Origin of the sequence: Streptomyces sp. NPDC008317 (assembly GCF_042955955.1) — a bacterium.
GTDB lineage: Bacteria > Actinomycetota > Actinomycetes > Streptomycetales > Streptomycetaceae > Actinacidiphila.
In genome coordinates this window covers 144,380-161,841 of record NZ_JBIBFQ010000004.1, presented here as the reverse complement: position 1 = coordinate 161,841, position 17,462 = coordinate 144,380, and the positions used below count along the sequence as shown (strand labels likewise).

The window sequence follows — 17,462 nt, the reverse complement described above, 5'->3', positions numbered from 1 at the left end:
CGCACTCAACTAACGCTCCTGATTCGTACCGAAACCACGGCCGTCGGTGTTGCCCCCGGCCTCGCGGCCCTGCTGGATACCACGGCGGAGGTTGGTCAGACGTCCGCGTACGTCGTCGGGCGCCCGCGAGATCTGCGGGCCGCCCTGCGGCGCTTGCTGCGGCGCCGCGCCACCGGCGACGAGGTTGGCCCTCGGCACCCGGCGCGGCAGCCCCGACGGAGTGACCCCGCCGGCCGAAGGTTCGCGGATCTGCTCGGCCCGCTGACGCAGCGCGTCGTTGGGCGAGGTCCGCCAGTTCGGGGTCTCCCTGGGCAGCGGCTGCGCCACCGGAGCGGCGGGAGCCTGGCCCTGGTACTGCGCCGAAGCGGGCACGGAGGCGGGCGGCGCCTGTACGGGCTGCTGCTGACCGCCGCCGGGGCGCTGGACGCCGTTCCCGTTGCCGTTCCCGCTGTTCCCGCCGTTGCCGCCGTTGCCGTTTCCGTTGCCATTGGCGACACCGGGCGCCGTCGTGCCGGGGCGCTGCGGGCGGAACCGCTGCGGGGCCGCGGGCGGAGCCGTACGGCCCACCGGGCGGACCGGCGGGGCCTCCTGGCCGCGCGCGCTCTGCTCCACGTGGATCTGCTGCATCCGCTCGGCCTGGCCGGTGCGGAACCAGTCCGACTCGATCGACGAGAAGATCGGCGTCGGCTCGTCCCCGCGGGTCGGGGCCGGGGGCAGCGCCATCGGCTCGGCGGGCTGCTGGGGCTGCTGCTGCTGAGGCTGCGGCGCCTGGGGCTGCTGCGGGCTCTGCATCGGCTGCTGGACCGGGTACTGACCGGTGTTGCCCTGCTGCGGCTGCTGCGGCTGCACGGGGAACTGCCCGGTCCCGTACGGGTCCTGGTACTGCTGCTGGTTCTGGTCGTAGCCCTGGCCGCCGTTGCCCTGCTGGGGGCCGCCGCGCTGCGGCAGACCCTGGCCGGGGAAGGCGTCGGGGCGCGGGCCGCTGGGGGGCGGGCCCTGGTACTGGTTGTTGCCGGGGAAGCCCTGCTGCTGACCGGGCTGACCGCCCTGTCCCTGCTGACCGCCCTGGCCCGGACGGGCCTGCGGCTGCTGGCCGGGCATCCGGAACTCGCCGGTGCCGTCGGCCTGCACGGCCGGGAACTGCGCCGTGTCGCCGGGACCGCCCTGGCCCTGGCCGCCCTGCGGCTGGCCGGGCATCGCGAACTGACCCGTGCTGTACGTCTCTTCGGGGCTGCGGGCGCCGCGCTGCGGCAGGCCCGGGTTGGGGCCGCCCTGCACCGGGAACTGCCCGGTGTCGCTGGTGCCGCGACCGCCGCCCTGGTTGCCCTGGTTGCCCTGGTTGCCGTGACCCTGGCCGCCCTGGCCCTGGTTGCCCTGGCCGGTCGGTGCGAAGTCGTCGTCGCGGACCGGCGGGAACTGCGCGGTGTCAGCGGGGCCGTTCTGCCGCGGCGCGGGGCCCGAGCGACCGCCGAACACGTCGGAACGGAAGCCGGAGGGGCCGGTGCTCTGCGGCTGCGGCGGCGGGAACTGGCCCGGCTGCTGCTGACCGCTCTGCTGACCGCCTTGCTGACCGCCCTGCCGGCCGCCGAAGTTCTGGCCGCCCTGCTGACCGCCCTGACCGCCCTGGCCGAAGTCCTGACCGCCGCCGGGGGGACGGCCGAAGGCGCCACCGGGCTGCTGGAAGTCGCCGCGCGGGCCCTGTCCGGGAGCGTCGAAGGCGGAGGCCGCCTCGACGTCCTCGTGGCCGCGCGGGGTGTCCTGGAGACCGCGGTCGTCGGGGAAGCCCTGCTGGCCGCCGTTCTGGTCCTGCGCCCAGCGCGGCGTGCCGCCCTGCTGCGGGGGACCGCCGGGACGGCCCGCTCCGGGGCTCAGCGCCGGACGCTGCTGGCCGCCCGCGACCGGGGTGCGCTGCGGCGGCCGGTTGACCGGCGCGGAGTTGGGCGAGTTGCCGAACGCGCCGGCGATGCCGGAGCCCGCGGCGGCCGGGGGAGCGCCCGCGGGGCGCCCGCCGCCCATCTGGCCGATGTTCTTGGGGTTACGGCCGCCCTGCGTGACGTCCACGGGCAGCATGACCAGCGCGGTCGTACCGCCGGAGTCGGACGGGCGGAGCTGGATCCGGATGCCGTGCCGCAGCGACAGGCGGCCGACCACGAACAGACCCATGCGGCGGGAGACGGAGACGTCCACCGTAGGCGGGTTCGCCAGCCGCTCGTTGATGTCCGCGAGGTCCTCGGGCGACAGGCCGATACCGGTGTCGTGGATCTCGATCAGCACCCGGCCGTCCGGCAGCGAGTGACCGGTGACCTTCACCTTGGTCTGCGGCGAGGAGAACGACGTCGCGTTCTCCAGTAGCTCGGCGAGCAGGTGGACGAGGTCGTTGACGATACGGCCGGTGACCTCGGCCGACGGTACCGACGTCAGTTCGATCCGCTCGTACTGCTCCACCTCGGACGCGGCGGCGCGCAGCACGTCGACCAGCGGGACCGGGCGGGTCCACCGGCGGCCCGGCTCCTCACCGGCGAGGACCAGCAGATTCTCACCGTTACGGCGCATGCGGGTCGCGAGGTGGTCGAGCTTGAAGAGCGAGGAGAGCTGGTCCGGGTCGGCCTCGCGGGACTCCAGTTCGGAGATGAGCGAGAGCTGACGCTGGATGAGGCCCTGGCTGCGGCGCGAGAGGTTGGTGAACATCGCGTTGACGTTCCCTCGCAGGAGGGCCTGCTCGGCGGCGAGTCGTACGGCCTCGCTGTGGACCTCGTCGAAGGCCCGCGCCACCTGGCCGATCTCGTCGCGGCTGTTGATGCCGATCGACTCGACCGAGGTGTCGACGTCCTGCGGGTCGGTCTCGGAGAGCTGCTTGACCAGCTCGGGCAGCCGCTTCTGGGCCACGTCGTTGGCGGTCTGCTGGAGCCTGCGCAGCGACCGGATCATCGAGCGGGCCACGATGAAGGCGCCGACCACGGCGACGCCGAGGACCAGCAGGATGATCGCGCCGGAGATCAGCGCGGACTGCTTGGCCTCGCTCTGCAGCTTGAGGGCCTTCTGCTGCATCTCGTTGAGCAGCGACCGCTCGATCTGGCTCATCGCCTGGATCTTGGTCTTGGCCGCGTCGTCCCAGTCGAGGTACGAGCTGTCGATCTTGGTGATCGCGTTCTGCGAGGCGGCGATGCGCTGGCGCGTGGTGTCGTGCGCGCTGATCGTGAGGTTGCCGCCCTCGATCGGGGTCAGCAGCGCCGCGCTCTTGGGTCCGTAGATCTTCTGGAACCGGGTGAGCGCGGTGTCCTCGTTCGCGGCGCCGTACTTCACCGACTGGTAGTCGTTGGCGTTCAGCTTGCCGCCGGTGGCCAGCGCGGCGCTGATCACCGCGCGCTGGATCGACTCGTACTCCTTGGCGGAGGAGAAGGCAGCCAGCGCGCGGGTGCTCTGGATCATCTCGGGGTTGTTGGTCGCCTGCGCCATGTCCTGGGACAGCGAGAGCAGGGACTGCACCAGGTCGTCGTACTGCGAGACCGTCTGCGAGATGGTGGAGGTCGAGGTGTACGCCTCGTCGCGGATCTCCGCCAGGTTGGCGAGCTGCGTGCCGATCGCCAGCAGGGTGGCGCGGACGCCGGAGAAGACCGGGTCGCGCTCGGAGACGTTGTCGCTGGCGTTCAGATACTGCTTGTACTCGCGGTCGGTGGCCTGCCGGGAGGCCTCCACCGCGTCGTTGGTCTTGTCGCCGGACGACAGCGGTCCGGCCGAGCTGTCCCGTTCCTCCTGGAGCGCGGCGGCGAGCTGCGTCGCGTGCTCGGTGATGTCGGTCAGCGTCTTCATGTGCTCGAGCTGGTTGATGTTGTCCAGCGAGCTGTTGATGCGCATGCCGCCCAGGACGGTGGCCGTGACCACCGGGAGGGCGAGCAGGGAGACGAGTCTGGTGCTGATGCGCCAGTTGCGCATGGCTATTCGGGGCCCCGGCTTGCCCGCGAGACCGGTGATCTTGCCCGCCTCGATGCCGCTGGGCGTGCTCGGTCGTCCGGTGGCAGCCGTCGTGCCCGGCGCAGTGCTCGCCGAGTCACCCGCCTGCTGCGGTGTCGGGCCGTTGCCGGTCCCGCCGGGCTGCTGCTCCGGGTCGCCCGCAGCGCCGCTGTCCCTCTTGAAACGTCCCTGCACTAGCGTCGCAACCTCTGGACCAGGCGTCCCCCGCGATGAAGCGGACAGGACGGTGTCGAGTCATGGGGGCTCAGGCCGCCCCGGGTTGCGAGGAGGCCGATTGATGCCCTTCACCACCGCTCGGTGCTCGAACGCGCCCCCTGCGCGCCGGCTCGATGTGATGCGGCGGTCCGGGGAATTCCAGCACAGTGCTGGATCTCCCAACAAGGGCCGTAGCCGACCTGTTGGAATCCGTTACTCGTCGCGTCGGGCCAAGCACTGAGTGTTGACATTTGATGTGGTGAAAGCGGGGGATTCCGGACCTAGCACCCCCCTGTTCGCACGAGTCACTCGCTGTCCCAGCCGGGTCGATGACAGCTGAATCGTACGACTGTGTGGGACTTGACCGGTTTGAGTCTGCCGGTCGGATGCGCGCAATGCCTGCTTTGCGACTCACTTAGTGAGCAAAATCACAGCCTGGTGCATGTCTGGGCCACGTTGTTCCGGGAAAGGGCCGCACTAGCCTGGTGCTTTACACATCGCGGTTTTCTGTCAACCCGCGCCCTGCGGGCGCCCCGAGTCACCGAGGTCCACACGGCCGATGAAGACCACCATGCTGTTCCGTCCGATCGCGAACCCGCGCCGCACCACCCTCGCGCACCTCAAGGACGCCGCTGAACTCGGGGTCCCCGCCGCGTCGGACACCGAAGCCGCCACGACCGCCGAGCAGGCCGTCGCCGAGCCCCTGCCGCAGGTCACCGCGAACCCGCGCCGCACCGTCCTGCACGAGCTGCCCACCGCCTGATCGGCGCGTATGGGCCCGGCCACTAAGCTGGGCCCATGCGTATCGCGAGGTTCTCGATCGACGGCAATGTCGCCTTTGGGGCTGTCGAAGCGGCCGAAGGCACCGACGGCGGCGAAGGCGACGGCGGAACAGCCGGCCACGACGGCCTCGTCATCAACATCATGAAGGGCATCCCCTTCGCGGACTTCGAGCTGTCCGGTACGCGGGTCCCGCTCGACAAGGTGCGGCTGCTGCCGCCCGTGCTGCCGAACAAGGTCGTCGCCATCGGCCGCAACTACGCTGACCACGCGAAGGAGTTGGGCCACGAGGTGCCGACGGCGCCCTGGGCCTTCTTCAAGCCCTCCACCTCCGTGATCGGCCACGGCGACCCGATCGTGTACCCCTCCTTCTCGCAGGAGGTGCACCACGAGGCCGAACTGGCCGTCGTCATCAGCCGGTTGTGCCGCGAGGTGCCGCGCGAGCGGGTCCGCGACGTCATCCTCGGCTACACCTGCGCCAACGACGTGACGGCCCGCGACACCCAGCGGACCGAGAAGCAGTGGGCGCGCGCCAAGGGCTTCGACTCCTCCTGCCCGCTCGGCCCCTGGATCGAGACCGACCTCGACCCCTCCGACCTCGCCATCACCGCGACGGTCAACGGCGAGCTGCGCCAGGCGGGCCGCACCGCGCAGATGATCAACTCGATCGAGGACCTGATCGTCAACATCACCGAGGCGATGACGCTGCTCCCCGGTGACGTGCTGCTCACCGGCACCCCCGCGGGCGTCGGCCCGATCCGGCCGGGGGACGAGGTCTCCGTGACGGTCGAGGGCATCGGCACCCTGACCAACAAGGTCGTCGCGCGGAGCTGACCCGCTTCGTACCCTGGGCGTTATGCCGATACGAGCGGTTCTCTGGGACATCGACGACACGATCTTCGACTACGCGAGCGCCGACCGCGTCGGCCTGCGGGCCCATCTGGCCGTCGAGGGACTGCCGGACGGGTGCGGGAGCGTGGAGGCCGCCGTGCTGCGCTGGGCCGAGCTGACCGAGCTCCACTGGGCGCGGTTCTCGGCGGGGGAGTGCGACTTCGAGGCGCAGCGCAGGGACCGCGTGCGCGACTTCCTGGGGCTGCCGCTGACGGACGCGGAGGCCGAGGAGTGGTTCGACCGCCACCGCACGCACTACGAGGCCGCCTGGTCCCTCTTCCCCGACGCCGTACCCGCCCTGGACGGCCTCACCCCCCACTACCGGCACGCGGTGCTGTCCAACTCCGCCTTCGTCGTACAGGACCGCAAGCTGCGCGCGCTGGGCGTACGGGACCGCTTCGAGGTGCTGCTGTGCGCCGCGGAGCTGGGGGTCTCCAAGCCCGCCGCCGCGGCCTTCCACGCGGCCTGCGAGGCGCTGTCCCTGGAGCCGCACGAGGTCGCGTACGTGGGCAACGAGCCGGACATCGACGCCCGCGGCGCGGCCGACGCGGGCCTGGTCGGCATCTGGCTGGACCGCCACGACCTCGGCTCCCGTCCCGACCTCACCCGCATCACCGGTCTCGCCGAGCTTGCTGACCTGCTGCGCGGCGATACTCGTTTTGGAGCGGTGTCCCGCATCGGGTAATGTTCTTCCTGCGCCGCCCGAGAGGGCCGAAAGGTCCGGCAGGGGGGCGTGATCCAAGCACAATCCCGCAAGGGGTTGCGTTTTGATGGGGTATGGTGTAATTGGCAACACGGCTGATTCTGGTTCAGTTGTTCTAGGTTCGAGTCCTGGTACCCCAGCGCATAGTTCAGTGCATTGCAGTGCGAGCCCCCGTTGTGTAGCGGCCTAGCACGCCGCCCTCTCAAGGCGGTAGCGCCGGTTCGAATCCGGTCGGGGGTACAGATCCTTCCCGCGTGATCACCTGGGTCGCACCCGTTGGTCATGATGCAGGATCGCTAGGGCCCCCGTTGTGTAGCGGCCTAGCACGCCGCCCTCTCAAGGCGGTAGCGCCGGTTCGAATCCGGTCGGGGGTACGCAAGCAGAGAAGTAACGGTACGGCCGAGGTCCTCACTCAGGTGGGGGCCTTTTTCGTTTCCGGCCGCCGTTTCCGGCCGTCGTCCTCTCCCGCGGTCCAACCGCCGTACCGGGCAGGGGCGTTCGCGCACCGGCGGCCCCTGCCGAGGACGGTTCAGCCGCTGCGGCGCAGCGCCTCGCTCAGCCGGGCCGCGGCGTCGATGACGGCCTGCGCGTGCATCCGCCCCGGGTGCCGGGTCAGCCGCTCGATCGGTCCCGAGACGGAGACGGCGGCGACCACGCGGTTGGAGGGGCCGCGGACGGGCGCCGACACCGAGGCGACACCGGGCTCCCGCTCGCCGATCGACTGCGACCAGCCGCGGCGGCGTACGCCCGACAGCGCGGTGGCGGTGAAGCGCGCGCCCTGGAGGCCGCGGTGCAGCCGCTCGGGCTCCTCCCAGGCCATCAGGACCTGCGCGGCGGACCCGGCCTTCATCGGGAGCGTGGAGCCGACCGGCACGGTGTCCCGCAGGCCGGAAAGGCGCTCCGCCGCGGCCACGCAGATGCGCATGTCGCCCTGACGGCGGTAGAGCTGGGCACTTTCTCCCGTGACGTCCCGCAGGTGGGTCAGGACCGGGCCCGCCGTCGCCAGCAGCCGGTCCTCGCCCGCGGCGGCGGCCAGCTCCGACAGCCGCGGTCCCAGGATGAAACGGCCCTGCATGTCGCGGGCCACCATGCGGTGGTGTTCGAGCGCGACCGCCAGGCGGTGCGCGGTGGGGCGGGCCAGGCCCGTGGCGCCGACGAGGCCGGCCAGGGTGGCCGGTCCCGACTCCAGTGCGCTGAGCACCAGAGCCGCCTTGTCGAGAACGCCGACGCCGCTAGAATTGTCCATGCAACGATATTCGCGTCTCACACTGTGAAACGCAAGCTCAATTTTCCGGGGAAGCCGTCAGGCTGGGGGCACAGGGCAGGACCGCCGTGCTCCCGCGGAGACACCAGGGGAACCGACGGCGTCCGGCATACACGTGCACCACACACGAGTTGGCCCGCGAGGGTGCGGGCCGGAGGGACAGCGATGGGTAGGACACTCGCGGAAAAAGTCTGGGACGACCATGTCGTCCGCCGCGTCGAGGGCGAGCCCGATCTGCTCTTCATCGATCTTCACCTGCTCCACGAGGTGACCAGCCCCCAGGCGTTCGACGGGCTGCGGATGAACGGCCGACCGGTGCGGCGTACCGACCTCACCATCGCCACCGAGGACCACAACACCCCCACCCTCGACATCGACAAGCCCATCGCGGACCCGGTCTCCCGCACCCAGCTCGAAACGCTGCGCAAGAACTGCGCGGAGTTCGGCGTACGGCTGCACCCGCTGGGCGACGTCGAGCAGGGCGTCGTCCACGTGGTGGGCCCGCAGCTCGGGCTGACCCAGCCGGGCACCACCGTGGTCTGCGGCGACTCGCACACCTCCACGCACGGCGCCTTCGGCGCGCTGGCGTTCGGCATCGGCACCTCCCAGGTCGAGCACGTGCTGGCCACCCAGACGCTGCCGCTCGCGCCGTTCAAGACGATGGCGATCACCGTGGACGGCGAACTGCCCCCCGGCGTCACCGCCAAGGACCTGATCCTCGCCGTGATCACGCAGATCGGCACCGGCGGCGGCCAGGGTTATGTCATCGAATACCGCGGCTCCGCCATCGAGAAGCTGTCGATGGAATCGCGGATGACCGTCTGCAACATGTCGATCGAGGCGGGCGCGCGGGCCGGCATGATCGCCCCCGACCAGACCACGTTCGACTACCTGGAAGGGCGCGTGCACGCCCCCAAGGGCGCGGACTGGGACGCGGCGGTGGCGTACTGGAAGACGCTGCGCACCGACGACGACGCGGTCTTCGACCACGAGGTGCGGATCGACGCCGCCACCCTGGCGCCGTTCGTCACCTGGGGCACCAACCCCGGCCAGGGCGCGCCGCTGAGCGCGGCCGTGCCGGACCCGGCGTCCTTCGCCGACCCCGGCGACCGGCTCTCCGCCGAGAAGGCGCTGGAGTACATGGGCCTGTCCGCGGGCCAGCCGCTGCGCGAGGTCGCCGTGGACACCGTCTTCGTCGGCTCCTGCACCAACGGCCGGATCGAGGACCTGCGGGCCGCCGCGTCGGTCGTCGAGGGCCGCAAGGTGGCCGACGGCGTCCGCATGCTGGTCGTGCCGGGCTCCGTACGGGTCGCGTTGCAGGCCGTCGAGGAGGGCCTGGACAAGGTGTTCACCGCCGCCGGCGCCGAATGGCGGCACGCGGGTTGCTCGATGTGCCTGGGTATGAACCCGGACCAACTCGCCCCCGGCGAGCGCTCCGCGTCCACCTCGAACCGCAACTTCGAGGGACGGCAGGGCAAGGGCGGCCGTACGCACCTGGTCTCGCCGCAGGTGGCCGCCGCCACCGCGGTGCTCGGCCACCTCGCCTCGCCCGCCGACCTGTCCGACGCCCCTGTCCTGACGGAGGTCTGAGCCCCCATGGAAGCCTTCACCACGCACACCGGCCGGGCCGTACCGCTGCGCCGCGGCAATGTGGACACCGACCAGATCATCCCCGCGCACTGGCTGAAGAAGGTCACGCGCAACGGATTCGAGGACGGCCTGTTCGAAGCCTGGCGCAAGGACGAGAACTTCGTCCTCAACGCCCCCGAGCGGCAGGGCGCCACCGTGCTCGTCGCCGGACCCGACTTCGGCACCGGTTCGTCGCGCGAACATGCGGTCTGGGCCTTGCAGAACTACGGCTTCAAGACCGTGATCTCGTCCCGCTTCGCGGACATCTTCCGCGGCAATTCGCTGAAGAACGGCCTGCTCACGGTCGTATTGCCGCAGGAGACGGTGGAATCGCTCTGGAAGCTGGTCGAGGCCGACCCGCAGGCCGAGATCACCGTCGACCTGGTGGCCCGCGAGGTGCGCGCCGAGGGCCCCGGTGTGTCGCTGACCGAGGCGTTCGAGCTGGACGACAACGCCCGCTGGCGGCTGCTGGAAGGGCTGGACGACATCAGTCTGACCCTCGCCAACGAGGCCGACATCTCGGCGTTCGAAGCCGGCCGCCCGTCCTTCAAGCCGAGCACCGTGCAGGTCTGACCGACCCGTTCGGCCCTGTTCGGCCCCAAGAAGCGCCCTCTGCCCGTCCGCAGAGGGCGCTTCTGCGTGTCCGGGCGATGTCTGGGCCGGTCCCGAAGTGCCCGTGGGGGCGGCCCAGGAGGGTCCGTCCGGGCGGTCCAGGAGTGTCCGGAAAACGGCCCGGAACACCCGGTTGGCCCTGTCGCTCCCGACAACTCGCCGCAGATGGCACAATCGACGCATGGAACGCGACGGCCAACTCCAGCTCTACGGGGTTCTCGCCGCGCGTCTGAAGCAGGCGCATCTGCGCGTCGCGAATCCCGAAGTCCCTGATGGGACACGGCGGGAGTTGAGTCGCCGGCTGCTCGCGGTGACCGCTGTGGCGAAGCACGATCTCGCCGACGCGGCACGGCGCCTGGACGTGTTAACGGCTGAGTTGGACGACCTCGGAATCCCGGATCGCTGATCCCGTAGAGCACCGAGTTCGTTGCGGCACAAGGGTGATTCGCCCGTTTCGTATTTGATTTGCGGTATATATCCGCCTAGCGTGCGAAAAAGCCCGCACTCATTCGCCGGGCAAGTTTCCGAAGGGGAAGACGTGAACAAGGCGCAGCTCGTAGAAGCGATTGCCGACAAGGTAGGTGGCCGCCAGGCCGCCGCGGACGCGGTTGACGCGGTTCTCGACGCGATCGTCCGTGCGACGGTCTCGGGCGACCGGGTCTCGGTCACCGGTTTCGGTTCGTTCGAGAAGGTGGAGCGTCCGGCCCGTTACGCCCGCAATCCCCAGACCGGGGAGCGGGTCCGGGTCAAGAAGACCTCGGTGCCGCGGTTCCGCGCGGGTCAGGGCTTCAAGGACCTGGTCAGCGGCACCAAGAAGCTCCCGAAGAACGACGTCGCGGTGAAGAAGGCGCCCAAGGGCAGCCTCAGCGGCGGCGCTTCCACCACCACGAGGACCACCACCAAGAAGGCGGCGGCCAAGAAGGTCACCGCGGCCAAGAAGACGGTCGCGAAGAAGGCCTCCGCCGCCAAGAAGACCGCCGCGGCCAAGACCACGGCGGCCAAGAAGACCACCGCCAAGAAGGCCACGGCGAAGAAGACCACCGCCAAGAAGGCGGCGGCCAAGAAGGCCCCGGCCAAGAAGGTCGCCGCGAAGAAGGCCCCGGCCAAGCGCGCGACCGCCCGCAAGACCGCCGCCAAGCGGAGCGCCACCAGGTAGTAGTCCGTCCCACGGACCGCGACGGGCCGGGTTCCCCCAGGGGAGCCCGGCCCGCGCTCGTTTTTTGGCCGCCTTCTCTCCCCCGGACTCCGTCCGGGGGTGCCCCCATGGGCGGCTTGGACCCGCCTTTGGCTCGCCGGCTACCGGCGAACCGCCCTGCGTCAGGGAGCTTCGCTACGCCGCAGGGTCCGGGAAGGTCTGGAGGGTGATGAAGACCACCCGGCGGGTGTCGGCGGAGCCGTCGGTGCGGATGCGGACGCGCTGGCCGGGGCGCAGGAGGCGCAGGCCGCCCGCGTCGAAGGCGGCGGCGTCGAAGGGCAGCGGCGTCCCGTCGTCGAGGAGCACGCTGCCGCCGCGGGTCTCGGGGTCGTAGGTGAACGCGGTTGCCTGCATGGGCCGCAGCCTAGTGCCCGGCCCGGGGGAGACCGCCGGTCACGGCACGGGTGCCCGGCCCGGCCGGTGGTTCAGTCCGCGATCAGCAGCCCGGCGGCGGCCAGCGCCGTACGCTCGCCGACGCCCAGGGCCAGGGCCGCGCGCAGGTCGTCGCCGGTGTCCACGTCCTGCCGCACCGACGGCACCCGTCGCAGGGCGATCTCGCGGGCCCCGGTGGCCAGGTGGCGGGCGCGGGAGGCGCCGCCGAAGGCGGGGGAGAGGGCCGAACCGCGCGGAGCGGCGAGCAAGGTTGTCCCCACACCGGCCGCGTCGGCCAGAAAAGCCCGCTCCTGGCCGCCCGCGGCCTCCCGGAGCACCCACGCCAGCTCAGCGGGCCGCAAGGCCGGGAGATCGCCGTTCAGCGCCGCGACCGCCGCGTACGGATCGCGGGCCCGCACCCGGTCCGCCCCGTACCGCAGCGCGGCGTTCAGCCCCGCCGCCGGGGCGTCGGGCACCACGAAGGCACCCAGGGCGGCCAGCTCCGCCCCGGCCCGCTCGTCGTCCGTGACCACGGTCACGTCGGCCACCTCGGCGCAGGCCAGCGCCGCCGCGACCGTGTCCAGCGCGAACGCCAGGGCCAGCGCGGGCCGTACCGCACCGGCCGCCGTGGCCAACCGGCTCTTGGCCACGGCCAGCGGCTTCAGCGGCACGACAAGGGACCACTTCCAGGTCACATCTATCGCCACCGCACCATTGTGCGGCCTTCCCCAGGCGCCCCACGGGCCGCCGGGCCCTGGCGTTAACGTGTCCATAGCCGCAGACTTGTGCGGCTGCCGCACGGGTGGTGCTGCGCGAGCCTCTACGAGCGCAGCGTCACAGCAACGAAGAGGAGTCCTGGTGTCCCGCCGCAGAATCGGTTTCTGGTACCGCCTGGCGGCCGTCATCGCGAAACCGCCGCTCATTGTGCTGTTCAAGCGGGACTGGCACGGAATGGAGCACATTCCGGCCGACGGCGGTTTCATCACGGCGGTGAACCACAACTCGTACCTGGACCCGCTGTCGTACGCGCATTTCCAGTACAACACCGGCCGCGTCCCCCGCTTCCTGGCCAAGGCGGGGCTCTTCAAGCCCTTCTTCGTCGGCACGATGCTGCGCGGCACCGGCCAGATCCCCGTCTTCCGCGAGACCACCGACGCCGCGAACGCCTTCCGCGCCGCCGTCGACGCCATCAACTCCGGCGAGTGCGTCGCCTTCTACCCCGAAGGCACCCTCACCCGTGACCCCGACATGTGGCCGATGGTCTCCAAGACCGGCGTCGCCCGCGTCGCGCTGCTCACCAAGGCGCCCGTGATCCCCGTCGCCCAGTGGGGCGCCAACGAGGCCGTGCCGCCGTACGCCAAGAGCAAGCGCGTACGCCTGCTGCCGCGCAAGACGCTGCGGGTCCTCGCGGGCGAACCCGTCGACCTGACCGCGTTCTACGGCCAGGACCCCACCCCCGACGTGCTGCGCGCCGTCACCGAGACCATCATGCTCGCGGTCACCGCGCTGCTCGCCGAGGTACGCCAGGAACCCGCGCCCGCCGGTCTCTACGACCCGCGCAAGGCACGGGAGGGCGCATGACGGTCCGCTGCGCCGTCTACGGCACCGGCTCCTGGGGCACCGCCTTCTCGATGGTCCTCGCCGACGCCGGGTGCGAGGTGGCGCTCTGGGGCCGCCGCCCCGAGCTGACCGCGGCGATCAACGCCGACCGCAGGAACCCCGAATACCTCCCCGACCTCGAACTGCCCGCCGCCGTCACCGCCACCGCGGACCCCGCGGAAGCCGCCGCCGACGCCGAATTCGTCATCCTGTGCGTCCCGTCCCAGACGCTGCGCGCCAACCTCGCCGACTGGGCACCGCTGCTGCGCCCCGACGCGGTCCTGGTCAGCCTGATGAAGGGCGTCGAACTGGGCACCGCCAAGCTGATGAGCGAGGTGATCGAGGAGGTCGCCAAGGCAGGACCCGACCGCGTCGCCGTCCTGTCGGGCCCCAACCTCGCCCCGGAGATCGCCGCCAGGCAGCCCGCCGCCGCCGTCGTCGCCAGCCGCGACGAAGCCGTCGCCCGCCGCTTCCAGGCCGCCTGCCACACCGGCTACTTCCGCCCGTACACCAACACCGACGTCGTCGGCGTCGAACTCGGCGGCGCCGTCAAGAACGTCATCGGCCTCGCGGTCGGCATCGCCGACGGCATGGGCCTGGGCGACAACACCAAGGCGTCCCTGATCACCCGCGGCCTGGCCGAGACCACCAGGCTCGGCATGGCGATGGGCGCCGACGCGCACACCTTCGCCGGCCTCGCGGGCATGGGCGACCTGGTCGCCACCTGCTCCTCACCGCTGTCGCGCAACCACACCTTCGGCATGAACCTCGGCCGCGGCATGACCCTGGCCGAGACCATCGCCGTCACCAGCCAGACGGCCGAGGGCGTCAAGTCCTGCGAGTCCGTGGCCGATCTGGCCCGCAGGCACGGCGTCGACATGCCGCTGACGGACACCGTGGTCGACATCGTGCACAACGGGAAACCGCCCGTCGTGGCCGTACAGGAGTTGATGTCACGCTCCGCCAAGCCGGAACGGTAGGGTCATCGCGACATGAGCAACCTTGCATCCCACGACAGCTCCCAGAGCCCTGACCGGCGCGAATCCGGCCCGGACCGGCCCGCGGACCCGTACGCGGACCGGCGCGTGGTAGGCCACGCGAGCGAGAACTACCCGCGCAAGCCGCGGGTCGCGGTCGTCTTCGGCGGACGCAGCTCCGAGCACGGCGTCTCGGTGGTCACCGCGGCCAGCGTGCTCAGCGCCATCGACCGCGACAAGTACGACGTCCTGCCCATCGGCATCACCACCGAGGGCCGCTGGGCACTGACCGCGGACGCCCCCGAGCGGATGGCCATCGCCGACCGCCGGATGCCGACCGTCGAACAGGTCACCGACCACGAGGGCGCCGTCATGCTCCCGGTCGACCCGGCCAACCGCGAGGTCGTCTACACCGAAGCGGGCGCCGTCCCGAAGGCGCTCGGCGAGGTCGACGTCGTCTTCCCCATGCTGCACGGCCCGTACGGCGAGGACGGCACCCTCCAGGGCCTGCTCGAACTCTCCGGCGTCCCGTACGTCGGCGCGGGCGTGCTCGCCTCCGCCGTCGGCATGGACAAGGAGTACATGAAGCGCGTCTTCACCTCCTTCGGCCTGGCCGTCGGCCCCTACACCGTCATCCGCCCCCGCGAATGGGAACGCGACAGCGACGCCGTACGCCGCAAGGTCACCGACTTCGCCGCCGAGCACGGCTGGCCGCTGTTCGTGAAGCCCGCCCGCGCCGGATCGTCCTTCGGCATCACCAAGGTCGAAGGCCCGGAAGGGCTCGACGCGGCCATCACCGAGGCCAGGCGGCACGACCCCAAGGTCATCGTCGAGGCGCTGCTGCGCGGACGCGAGATCGAATGCGGCGTCCTGGAGTTCGAGGACGGCCCGCGCGCCTCCGTACCGGCCGAGATCCCGCCGGTCACCAGCCACGCGTTCTACGACTTCGAGGCGAAGTACATCGACTCCGCCGAGGGAATCGTTCCTGCGCCGCTCACCGAGGAGCAGACCGCCGAGGTACGGCGGCTCGCCGTCGAGGCGTTCGAGGCCGCGTCCTGTGAGGGCCTGGTCCGCGCCGACTTCTTCCTGCTGGACAGCGGGGAGTTCGTCATCAACGAGATCAACACGATGCCGGGCTTCACCCCGATCTCGATGTACCCGCGGATGTGGCAGGAGACGGGCGTCGACTACCGGCAACTGGTCGACCTGCTCATCCAGGCGGCGCTGCGCCGCTCGACCGGCCTGCGCTAGCCCGCCGGGGCCGCGCCTGCGCACGGCCTTCGGACGGACAGCCGAACCCCGAGGGGGTCAGACCCCCTCGGGGATCGTGCGCTTGATCGCGTCCGCGAGATCCGTCAGCGGACTGATGTCATGGGCGAAACGCTTCGGCAGAGCCACCTCGACATACGCCTTGCGCAGCGTCGTCGTCATCAGCACCCCACCGTCGGCTCCCTGCTCCACCGACCAGGAGACGCCGTCCACCTCGGCGCCGTAAGTGGAGGGGTCCGCGTCGGCGGCGGGCCGCGGGACACCGCAGCGCAACACGATCGGCGGATTGCCCCACCCGGCTGTCAGCTCCGATTCCGGCTTGAGATCATGCCGGGAGAGACCGTCGACCTTCGCGGGCAGATCGCCGTACAGCGCGTGACAGTATCCGGCGACACGTGCGTCAGGAACCGGTACGGCGATCGCTTCGTCCGTACCGGACGTGAACGCGTAGACCGCCGCCGCAGAAAGGCACGCGACGGCGGACACGGCGGTCAGTACAACTCGGCGATACAGCATCACCGGTGAGCATAGTGGGGGCTAGATATGGACGACGGGGCAGGTCAACGTTCGAGTGATGCCGTCCGCCTGCTGGACTTTGGCGACCACCATGCGGCCGAGATCATCGACCGTGTCTGCTTGGGCCCTGACGATGACGTCATAAGGACCGGTGACGTCCTCGGCCTGAATGACTCCTTCGATCTTGGAGATCACCTCCGCTACTGCCGAGGCTTTGCCGACCTCGGTCTGGATCAGGATGTACGCCTGTACCACGGAACCTCCAGGGCGGCTTCGAGGATCATGTGGGAAGGGGGACGCCACGTTATCGCGTCGTCGCGCACAGCGGGGAGACCCGCGCGGTACCTGACCCCCGTATTGACGGGTCTCACGCCCGTATTGACGGGAAACACGCAGCAGAACCGGCTCAGGCCGCGACTCGAGGGGACGTTGGGATGAAGGGGACTGTGGGCGAGTTGGGCGAGTTCGGGCTCATCAGGGAGTTGACCTCCCGGCTCACCACCACACCCGCGGTGAAAATCGGACCGGGTGACGACGCGGCCGTGGTCGCCGCGCCCGACCGCCGGGTGGTCGCCACCACGGACGTCCTCATCGAGGGCCGCCACTTCCGCCGCGACTGGTCCACCGCCTACGACGTGGGCCGCAAGGCCGCCGCGCAGAACCTCGCCGACATCGCCGCCATGGGCGCCTTCCCCACCGCCGTGCTGCTCGGCCTCGTCGTCCCCGCCGAACTCCCCGCCACCTGGGCCGTCGAACTCATGGACGGCATCCGCGACGAGTGCCAGGTCGCGGGAGCGGCCGTGGTCGGCGGCGACGTCGTACGCGGCGACACCATCACGGTGGCCGTCACCGCGCTCGGCGACCTCCGCAGCCGCGAGGCCATCACCCGATCGGGTGCCCGCGCGGGCGACATCATCGCCGTCACCGGCTGGCTCGGCTGGTCCGCCGCCGGACTCGCCGTGCTCTCCCGCGGCTTCCGCTCCCCGCGCGCCTTCGTGGAGGCCCACCGCCGCCCGGAACCGCCGTACCACGCGGGCCCCGCGGCGGCCGAACTCGGCGCCACCGCCATGACCGACGTCAGCGACGGCCTGGTCGCCGACCTCGGCCACATCGCCGCCGCCAGCGGCGTCGACATCGACCTGCGCTCCGCGGATATCGACGTACCCGCCCAGATGTCCGACATCGGGCAGGCCGTGGGCGTCGACCCGCTGCACTGGGTGCTCACCGGCGGCGAGGACCACGCGATCGTCGCCGCCTTCCCCCGCGATGTGAAGCTGCCCGCCCGCTGGCGGGTCATCGGCGCCGTCAGCGCCCCCGCGGGCCGCACCCCGCAGGTCACCGTGGACGGCGCGCCCTGGGACAAGGCGGGCGGCTGGGACCACTTCGGGGACGAGGAGTGACCCTCCCGAACCCCGGCCTCCCGAACCCCGCCGTCCCAGACCCCGGCCTCCCGCGCCCCGCCGTCCCAGACCCCGGCCTCCCGCGCCC

The 17,462-nt window shown here is 71.1% G+C and carries 17 protein-coding genes and 3 tRNA genes; 14 read left to right on the top strand and 6 right to left on the bottom strand.

All coding sequences use genetic code 11. The annotated features are described in order from the left end of the window. Positions 1-9: 9 nt before the first annotated feature. Positions 10-4,146, bottom strand: coding sequence for a nitrate- and nitrite sensing domain-containing protein (locus tag ACFY9V_RS14160; RefSeq protein ID WP_391161467.1), 4,137 nt, complete (start codon positions 4,144-4,146; stop codon positions 10-12). 580 nt (positions 4,147-4,726) lie between these two features. On the opposite strand from ACFY9V_RS14160, the gene ACFY9V_RS14155 reads away from it, so the two are divergent. The 6 genes from ACFY9V_RS14155 (at position 4,727) to ACFY9V_RS14130 (ending at position 6,915) form a co-directional block, all read left to right on the top strand. Next, positions 4,727-4,930 (top strand): hypothetical protein, encoded by a 204-nt coding sequence (locus ACFY9V_RS14155; RefSeq protein ID WP_188284971.1) that lies wholly within the window; start codon positions 4,727-4,729, stop codon positions 4,928-4,930. A 35-nt stretch (positions 4,931-4,965) separates the two neighbouring features. Next, entirely contained in the window at positions 4,966-5,781 is an 816-nt protein-coding gene (locus tag ACFY9V_RS14150) for a fumarylacetoacetate hydrolase family protein (RefSeq protein WP_355349418.1), read from the top strand. A gap of 22 nt (positions 5,782-5,803) precedes the next feature. Beyond that, a complete protein-coding gene (locus ACFY9V_RS14145) occupies positions 5,804-6,523 on the top strand; it encodes an HAD-IA family hydrolase (protein ID WP_391050365.1) in 720 nt (239 codons plus the stop codon). 86 nt (positions 6,524-6,609) lie between these two features. Continuing rightward, positions 6,610-6,681: transfer RNA gene (locus ACFY9V_RS14140), tRNA-Gln, on the top strand. A 27-nt stretch (positions 6,682-6,708) separates the two neighbouring features. Then, positions 6,709-6,781, top strand: a tRNA-Glu gene (locus ACFY9V_RS14135). A 61-nt stretch (positions 6,782-6,842) separates the two neighbouring features. After that, positions 6,843-6,915: transfer RNA gene (locus tag ACFY9V_RS14130), tRNA-Glu, on the top strand. A 155-nt stretch (positions 6,916-7,070) separates the two neighbouring features. Here the strand turns inward: ACFY9V_RS14130 and ndgR are convergent. After that, positions 7,071-7,787 carry an IclR family transcriptional regulator NdgR gene (gene ndgR, locus ACFY9V_RS14125; RefSeq protein WP_188284974.1) on the bottom strand — a complete coding sequence of 239 codons (717 nt, stop codon included), beginning with the start codon at positions 7,785-7,787 and terminating at the stop codon, positions 7,071-7,073. Between the two features lie 183 nt (positions 7,788-7,970). Here ndgR and leuC point away from each other — a divergent pair, with 183 nt between their 5' ends. From leuC to ACFY9V_RS14105, 4 genes are all read left to right on the top strand, one after another. Further along, positions 7,971-9,395, top strand: coding sequence for a 3-isopropylmalate dehydratase large subunit (gene leuC / locus ACFY9V_RS14120; protein ID WP_355349424.1), 1,425 nt, complete (start codon positions 7,971-7,973; stop codon positions 9,393-9,395). 6 nt (positions 9,396-9,401) lie between these two features. Beyond that, positions 9,402-10,007, top strand: a complete 606-nt coding sequence (gene leuD, locus ACFY9V_RS14115; RefSeq protein ID WP_355349427.1) for a 3-isopropylmalate dehydratase small subunit — start codon at positions 9,402-9,404, stop codon at positions 10,005-10,007. A 220-nt stretch (positions 10,008-10,227) separates the two neighbouring features. Beyond that, positions 10,228-10,452, top strand: coding sequence for a hypothetical protein (locus ACFY9V_RS14110; protein ID WP_188284977.1), 225 nt, complete (start codon positions 10,228-10,230; stop codon positions 10,450-10,452). Between the two features lie 132 nt (positions 10,453-10,584). After that, positions 10,585-11,202, top strand: a complete 618-nt coding sequence (locus tag ACFY9V_RS14105) for an HU family DNA-binding protein (protein ID WP_355349430.1) — start codon at positions 10,585-10,587, stop codon at positions 11,200-11,202. 174 nt (positions 11,203-11,376) lie between these two features. Here the strand turns inward: ACFY9V_RS14105 and ACFY9V_RS14100 are convergent, their stop codons facing one another. Together ACFY9V_RS14100 and cofC are read right to left on the bottom strand one after the other, a co-directional pair. Beyond that, positions 11,377-11,595 (bottom strand): hypothetical protein, encoded by a 219-nt coding sequence (locus tag ACFY9V_RS14100; RefSeq protein ID WP_391050364.1) that lies wholly within the window; start codon positions 11,593-11,595, stop codon positions 11,377-11,379. A 71-nt stretch (positions 11,596-11,666) separates the two neighbouring features. After that, positions 11,667-12,320: a 2-phospho-L-lactate guanylyltransferase gene (gene cofC, locus ACFY9V_RS14095; protein ID WP_355349436.1), complete on the bottom strand. Its 654-nt coding sequence runs from the start codon at positions 12,318-12,320 to the stop codon at positions 11,667-11,669. A gap of 151 nt (positions 12,321-12,471) precedes the next feature. On the opposite strand from cofC, the gene ACFY9V_RS14090 reads away from it, so the two are divergent. From ACFY9V_RS14090 to ACFY9V_RS14080, 3 genes are read left to right on the top strand one after another with little or no spacing between them, the layout of a single operon-like run. Beyond that, positions 12,472-13,194: a lysophospholipid acyltransferase family protein gene (locus tag ACFY9V_RS14090; protein WP_355349439.1), complete on the top strand. Its 723-nt coding sequence runs from the start codon at positions 12,472-12,474 to the stop codon at positions 13,192-13,194. Further along, on the top strand, positions 13,191-14,192 hold the full coding sequence (locus tag ACFY9V_RS14085; protein ID WP_355349442.1) for an NAD(P)H-dependent glycerol-3-phosphate dehydrogenase: 1,002 nt from the start codon (positions 13,191-13,193) through the stop codon (positions 14,190-14,192). Before ACFY9V_RS14090 ends, ACFY9V_RS14085 begins: the two co-directional genes overlap by 4 nt. A 12-nt stretch (positions 14,193-14,204) precedes the next feature. Beyond that, positions 14,205-15,440, top strand: a complete 1,236-nt coding sequence (locus tag ACFY9V_RS14080; RefSeq protein WP_391050363.1) for a D-alanine--D-alanine ligase — start codon at positions 14,205-14,207, stop codon at positions 15,438-15,440. A 57-nt stretch (positions 15,441-15,497) separates the two neighbouring features. Here ACFY9V_RS14080 and ACFY9V_RS14075 read toward each other — a convergent pair whose 3' ends face one another. After that, positions 15,498-15,944: a DUF3515 domain-containing protein gene (locus tag ACFY9V_RS14075; RefSeq protein WP_355349448.1), complete on the bottom strand. Its 447-nt coding sequence runs from the start codon at positions 15,942-15,944 to the stop codon at positions 15,498-15,500. A gap of 51 nt (positions 15,945-15,995) precedes the next feature. Then, positions 15,996-16,229, bottom strand: a complete 234-nt coding sequence (locus ACFY9V_RS14070; protein WP_188284985.1) for an Lrp/AsnC family transcriptional regulator — start codon at positions 16,227-16,229, stop codon at positions 15,996-15,998. 179 nt (positions 16,230-16,408) lie between these two features. Between ACFY9V_RS14070 and ACFY9V_RS14065 the strand changes: the two genes are divergently transcribed. Beyond that, positions 16,409-17,374 carry a thiamine-phosphate kinase gene (locus ACFY9V_RS14065; protein WP_355349451.1) on the top strand — a complete coding sequence of 322 codons (966 nt, stop codon included), beginning with the start codon at positions 16,409-16,411 and terminating at the stop codon, positions 17,372-17,374. Positions 17,375-17,462 lie beyond the last annotated feature (88 nt).

Excerpts from the sequence above, each read along its gene's own strand:
- ACFY9V_RS14155 (WP_188284971.1), top strand. The coding sequence starts at position 4,727 with ATGAAGACCACCATGCTGTTCCGTCCGATCGCGAACCCGCGCCGCACC.
- ACFY9V_RS14150 (WP_355349418.1), top strand. The coding sequence starts at position 4,966 with ATGCGTATCGCGAGGTTCTCGATCGACGGCAATGTCGCCTTTGGGGCT.
- ACFY9V_RS14145 (WP_391050365.1), top strand. The coding sequence starts at position 5,804 with ATGCCGATACGAGCGGTTCTCTGGGACATCGACGACACGATCTTCGAC.
- ndgR (WP_188284974.1), bottom strand. The coding sequence starts at position 7,787 with ATGGACAATTCTAGCGGCGTCGGCGTTCTCGACAAGGCGGCTCTGGTG.
- leuC (WP_355349424.1), top strand. The coding sequence starts at position 7,971 with ATGGGTAGGACACTCGCGGAAAAAGTCTGGGACGACCATGTCGTCCGC.
- leuD (WP_355349427.1), top strand. The coding sequence starts at position 9,402 with ATGGAAGCCTTCACCACGCACACCGGCCGGGCCGTACCGCTGCGCCGC.
- ACFY9V_RS14110 (WP_188284977.1), top strand. The coding sequence starts at position 10,228 with ATGGAACGCGACGGCCAACTCCAGCTCTACGGGGTTCTCGCCGCGCGT.
- ACFY9V_RS14100 (WP_391050364.1), bottom strand. The coding sequence starts at position 11,595 with ATGCAGGCAACCGCGTTCACCTACGACCCCGAGACCCGCGGCGGCAGC.
- ACFY9V_RS14085 (WP_355349442.1), top strand. The coding sequence starts at position 13,191 with ATGACGGTCCGCTGCGCCGTCTACGGCACCGGCTCCTGGGGCACCGCC.
- ACFY9V_RS14080 (WP_391050363.1), top strand. The coding sequence starts at position 14,205 with ATGAGCAACCTTGCATCCCACGACAGCTCCCAGAGCCCTGACCGGCGC.
- ACFY9V_RS14065 (WP_355349451.1), top strand. The coding sequence starts at position 16,409 with ATGAAGGGGACTGTGGGCGAGTTGGGCGAGTTCGGGCTCATCAGGGAG.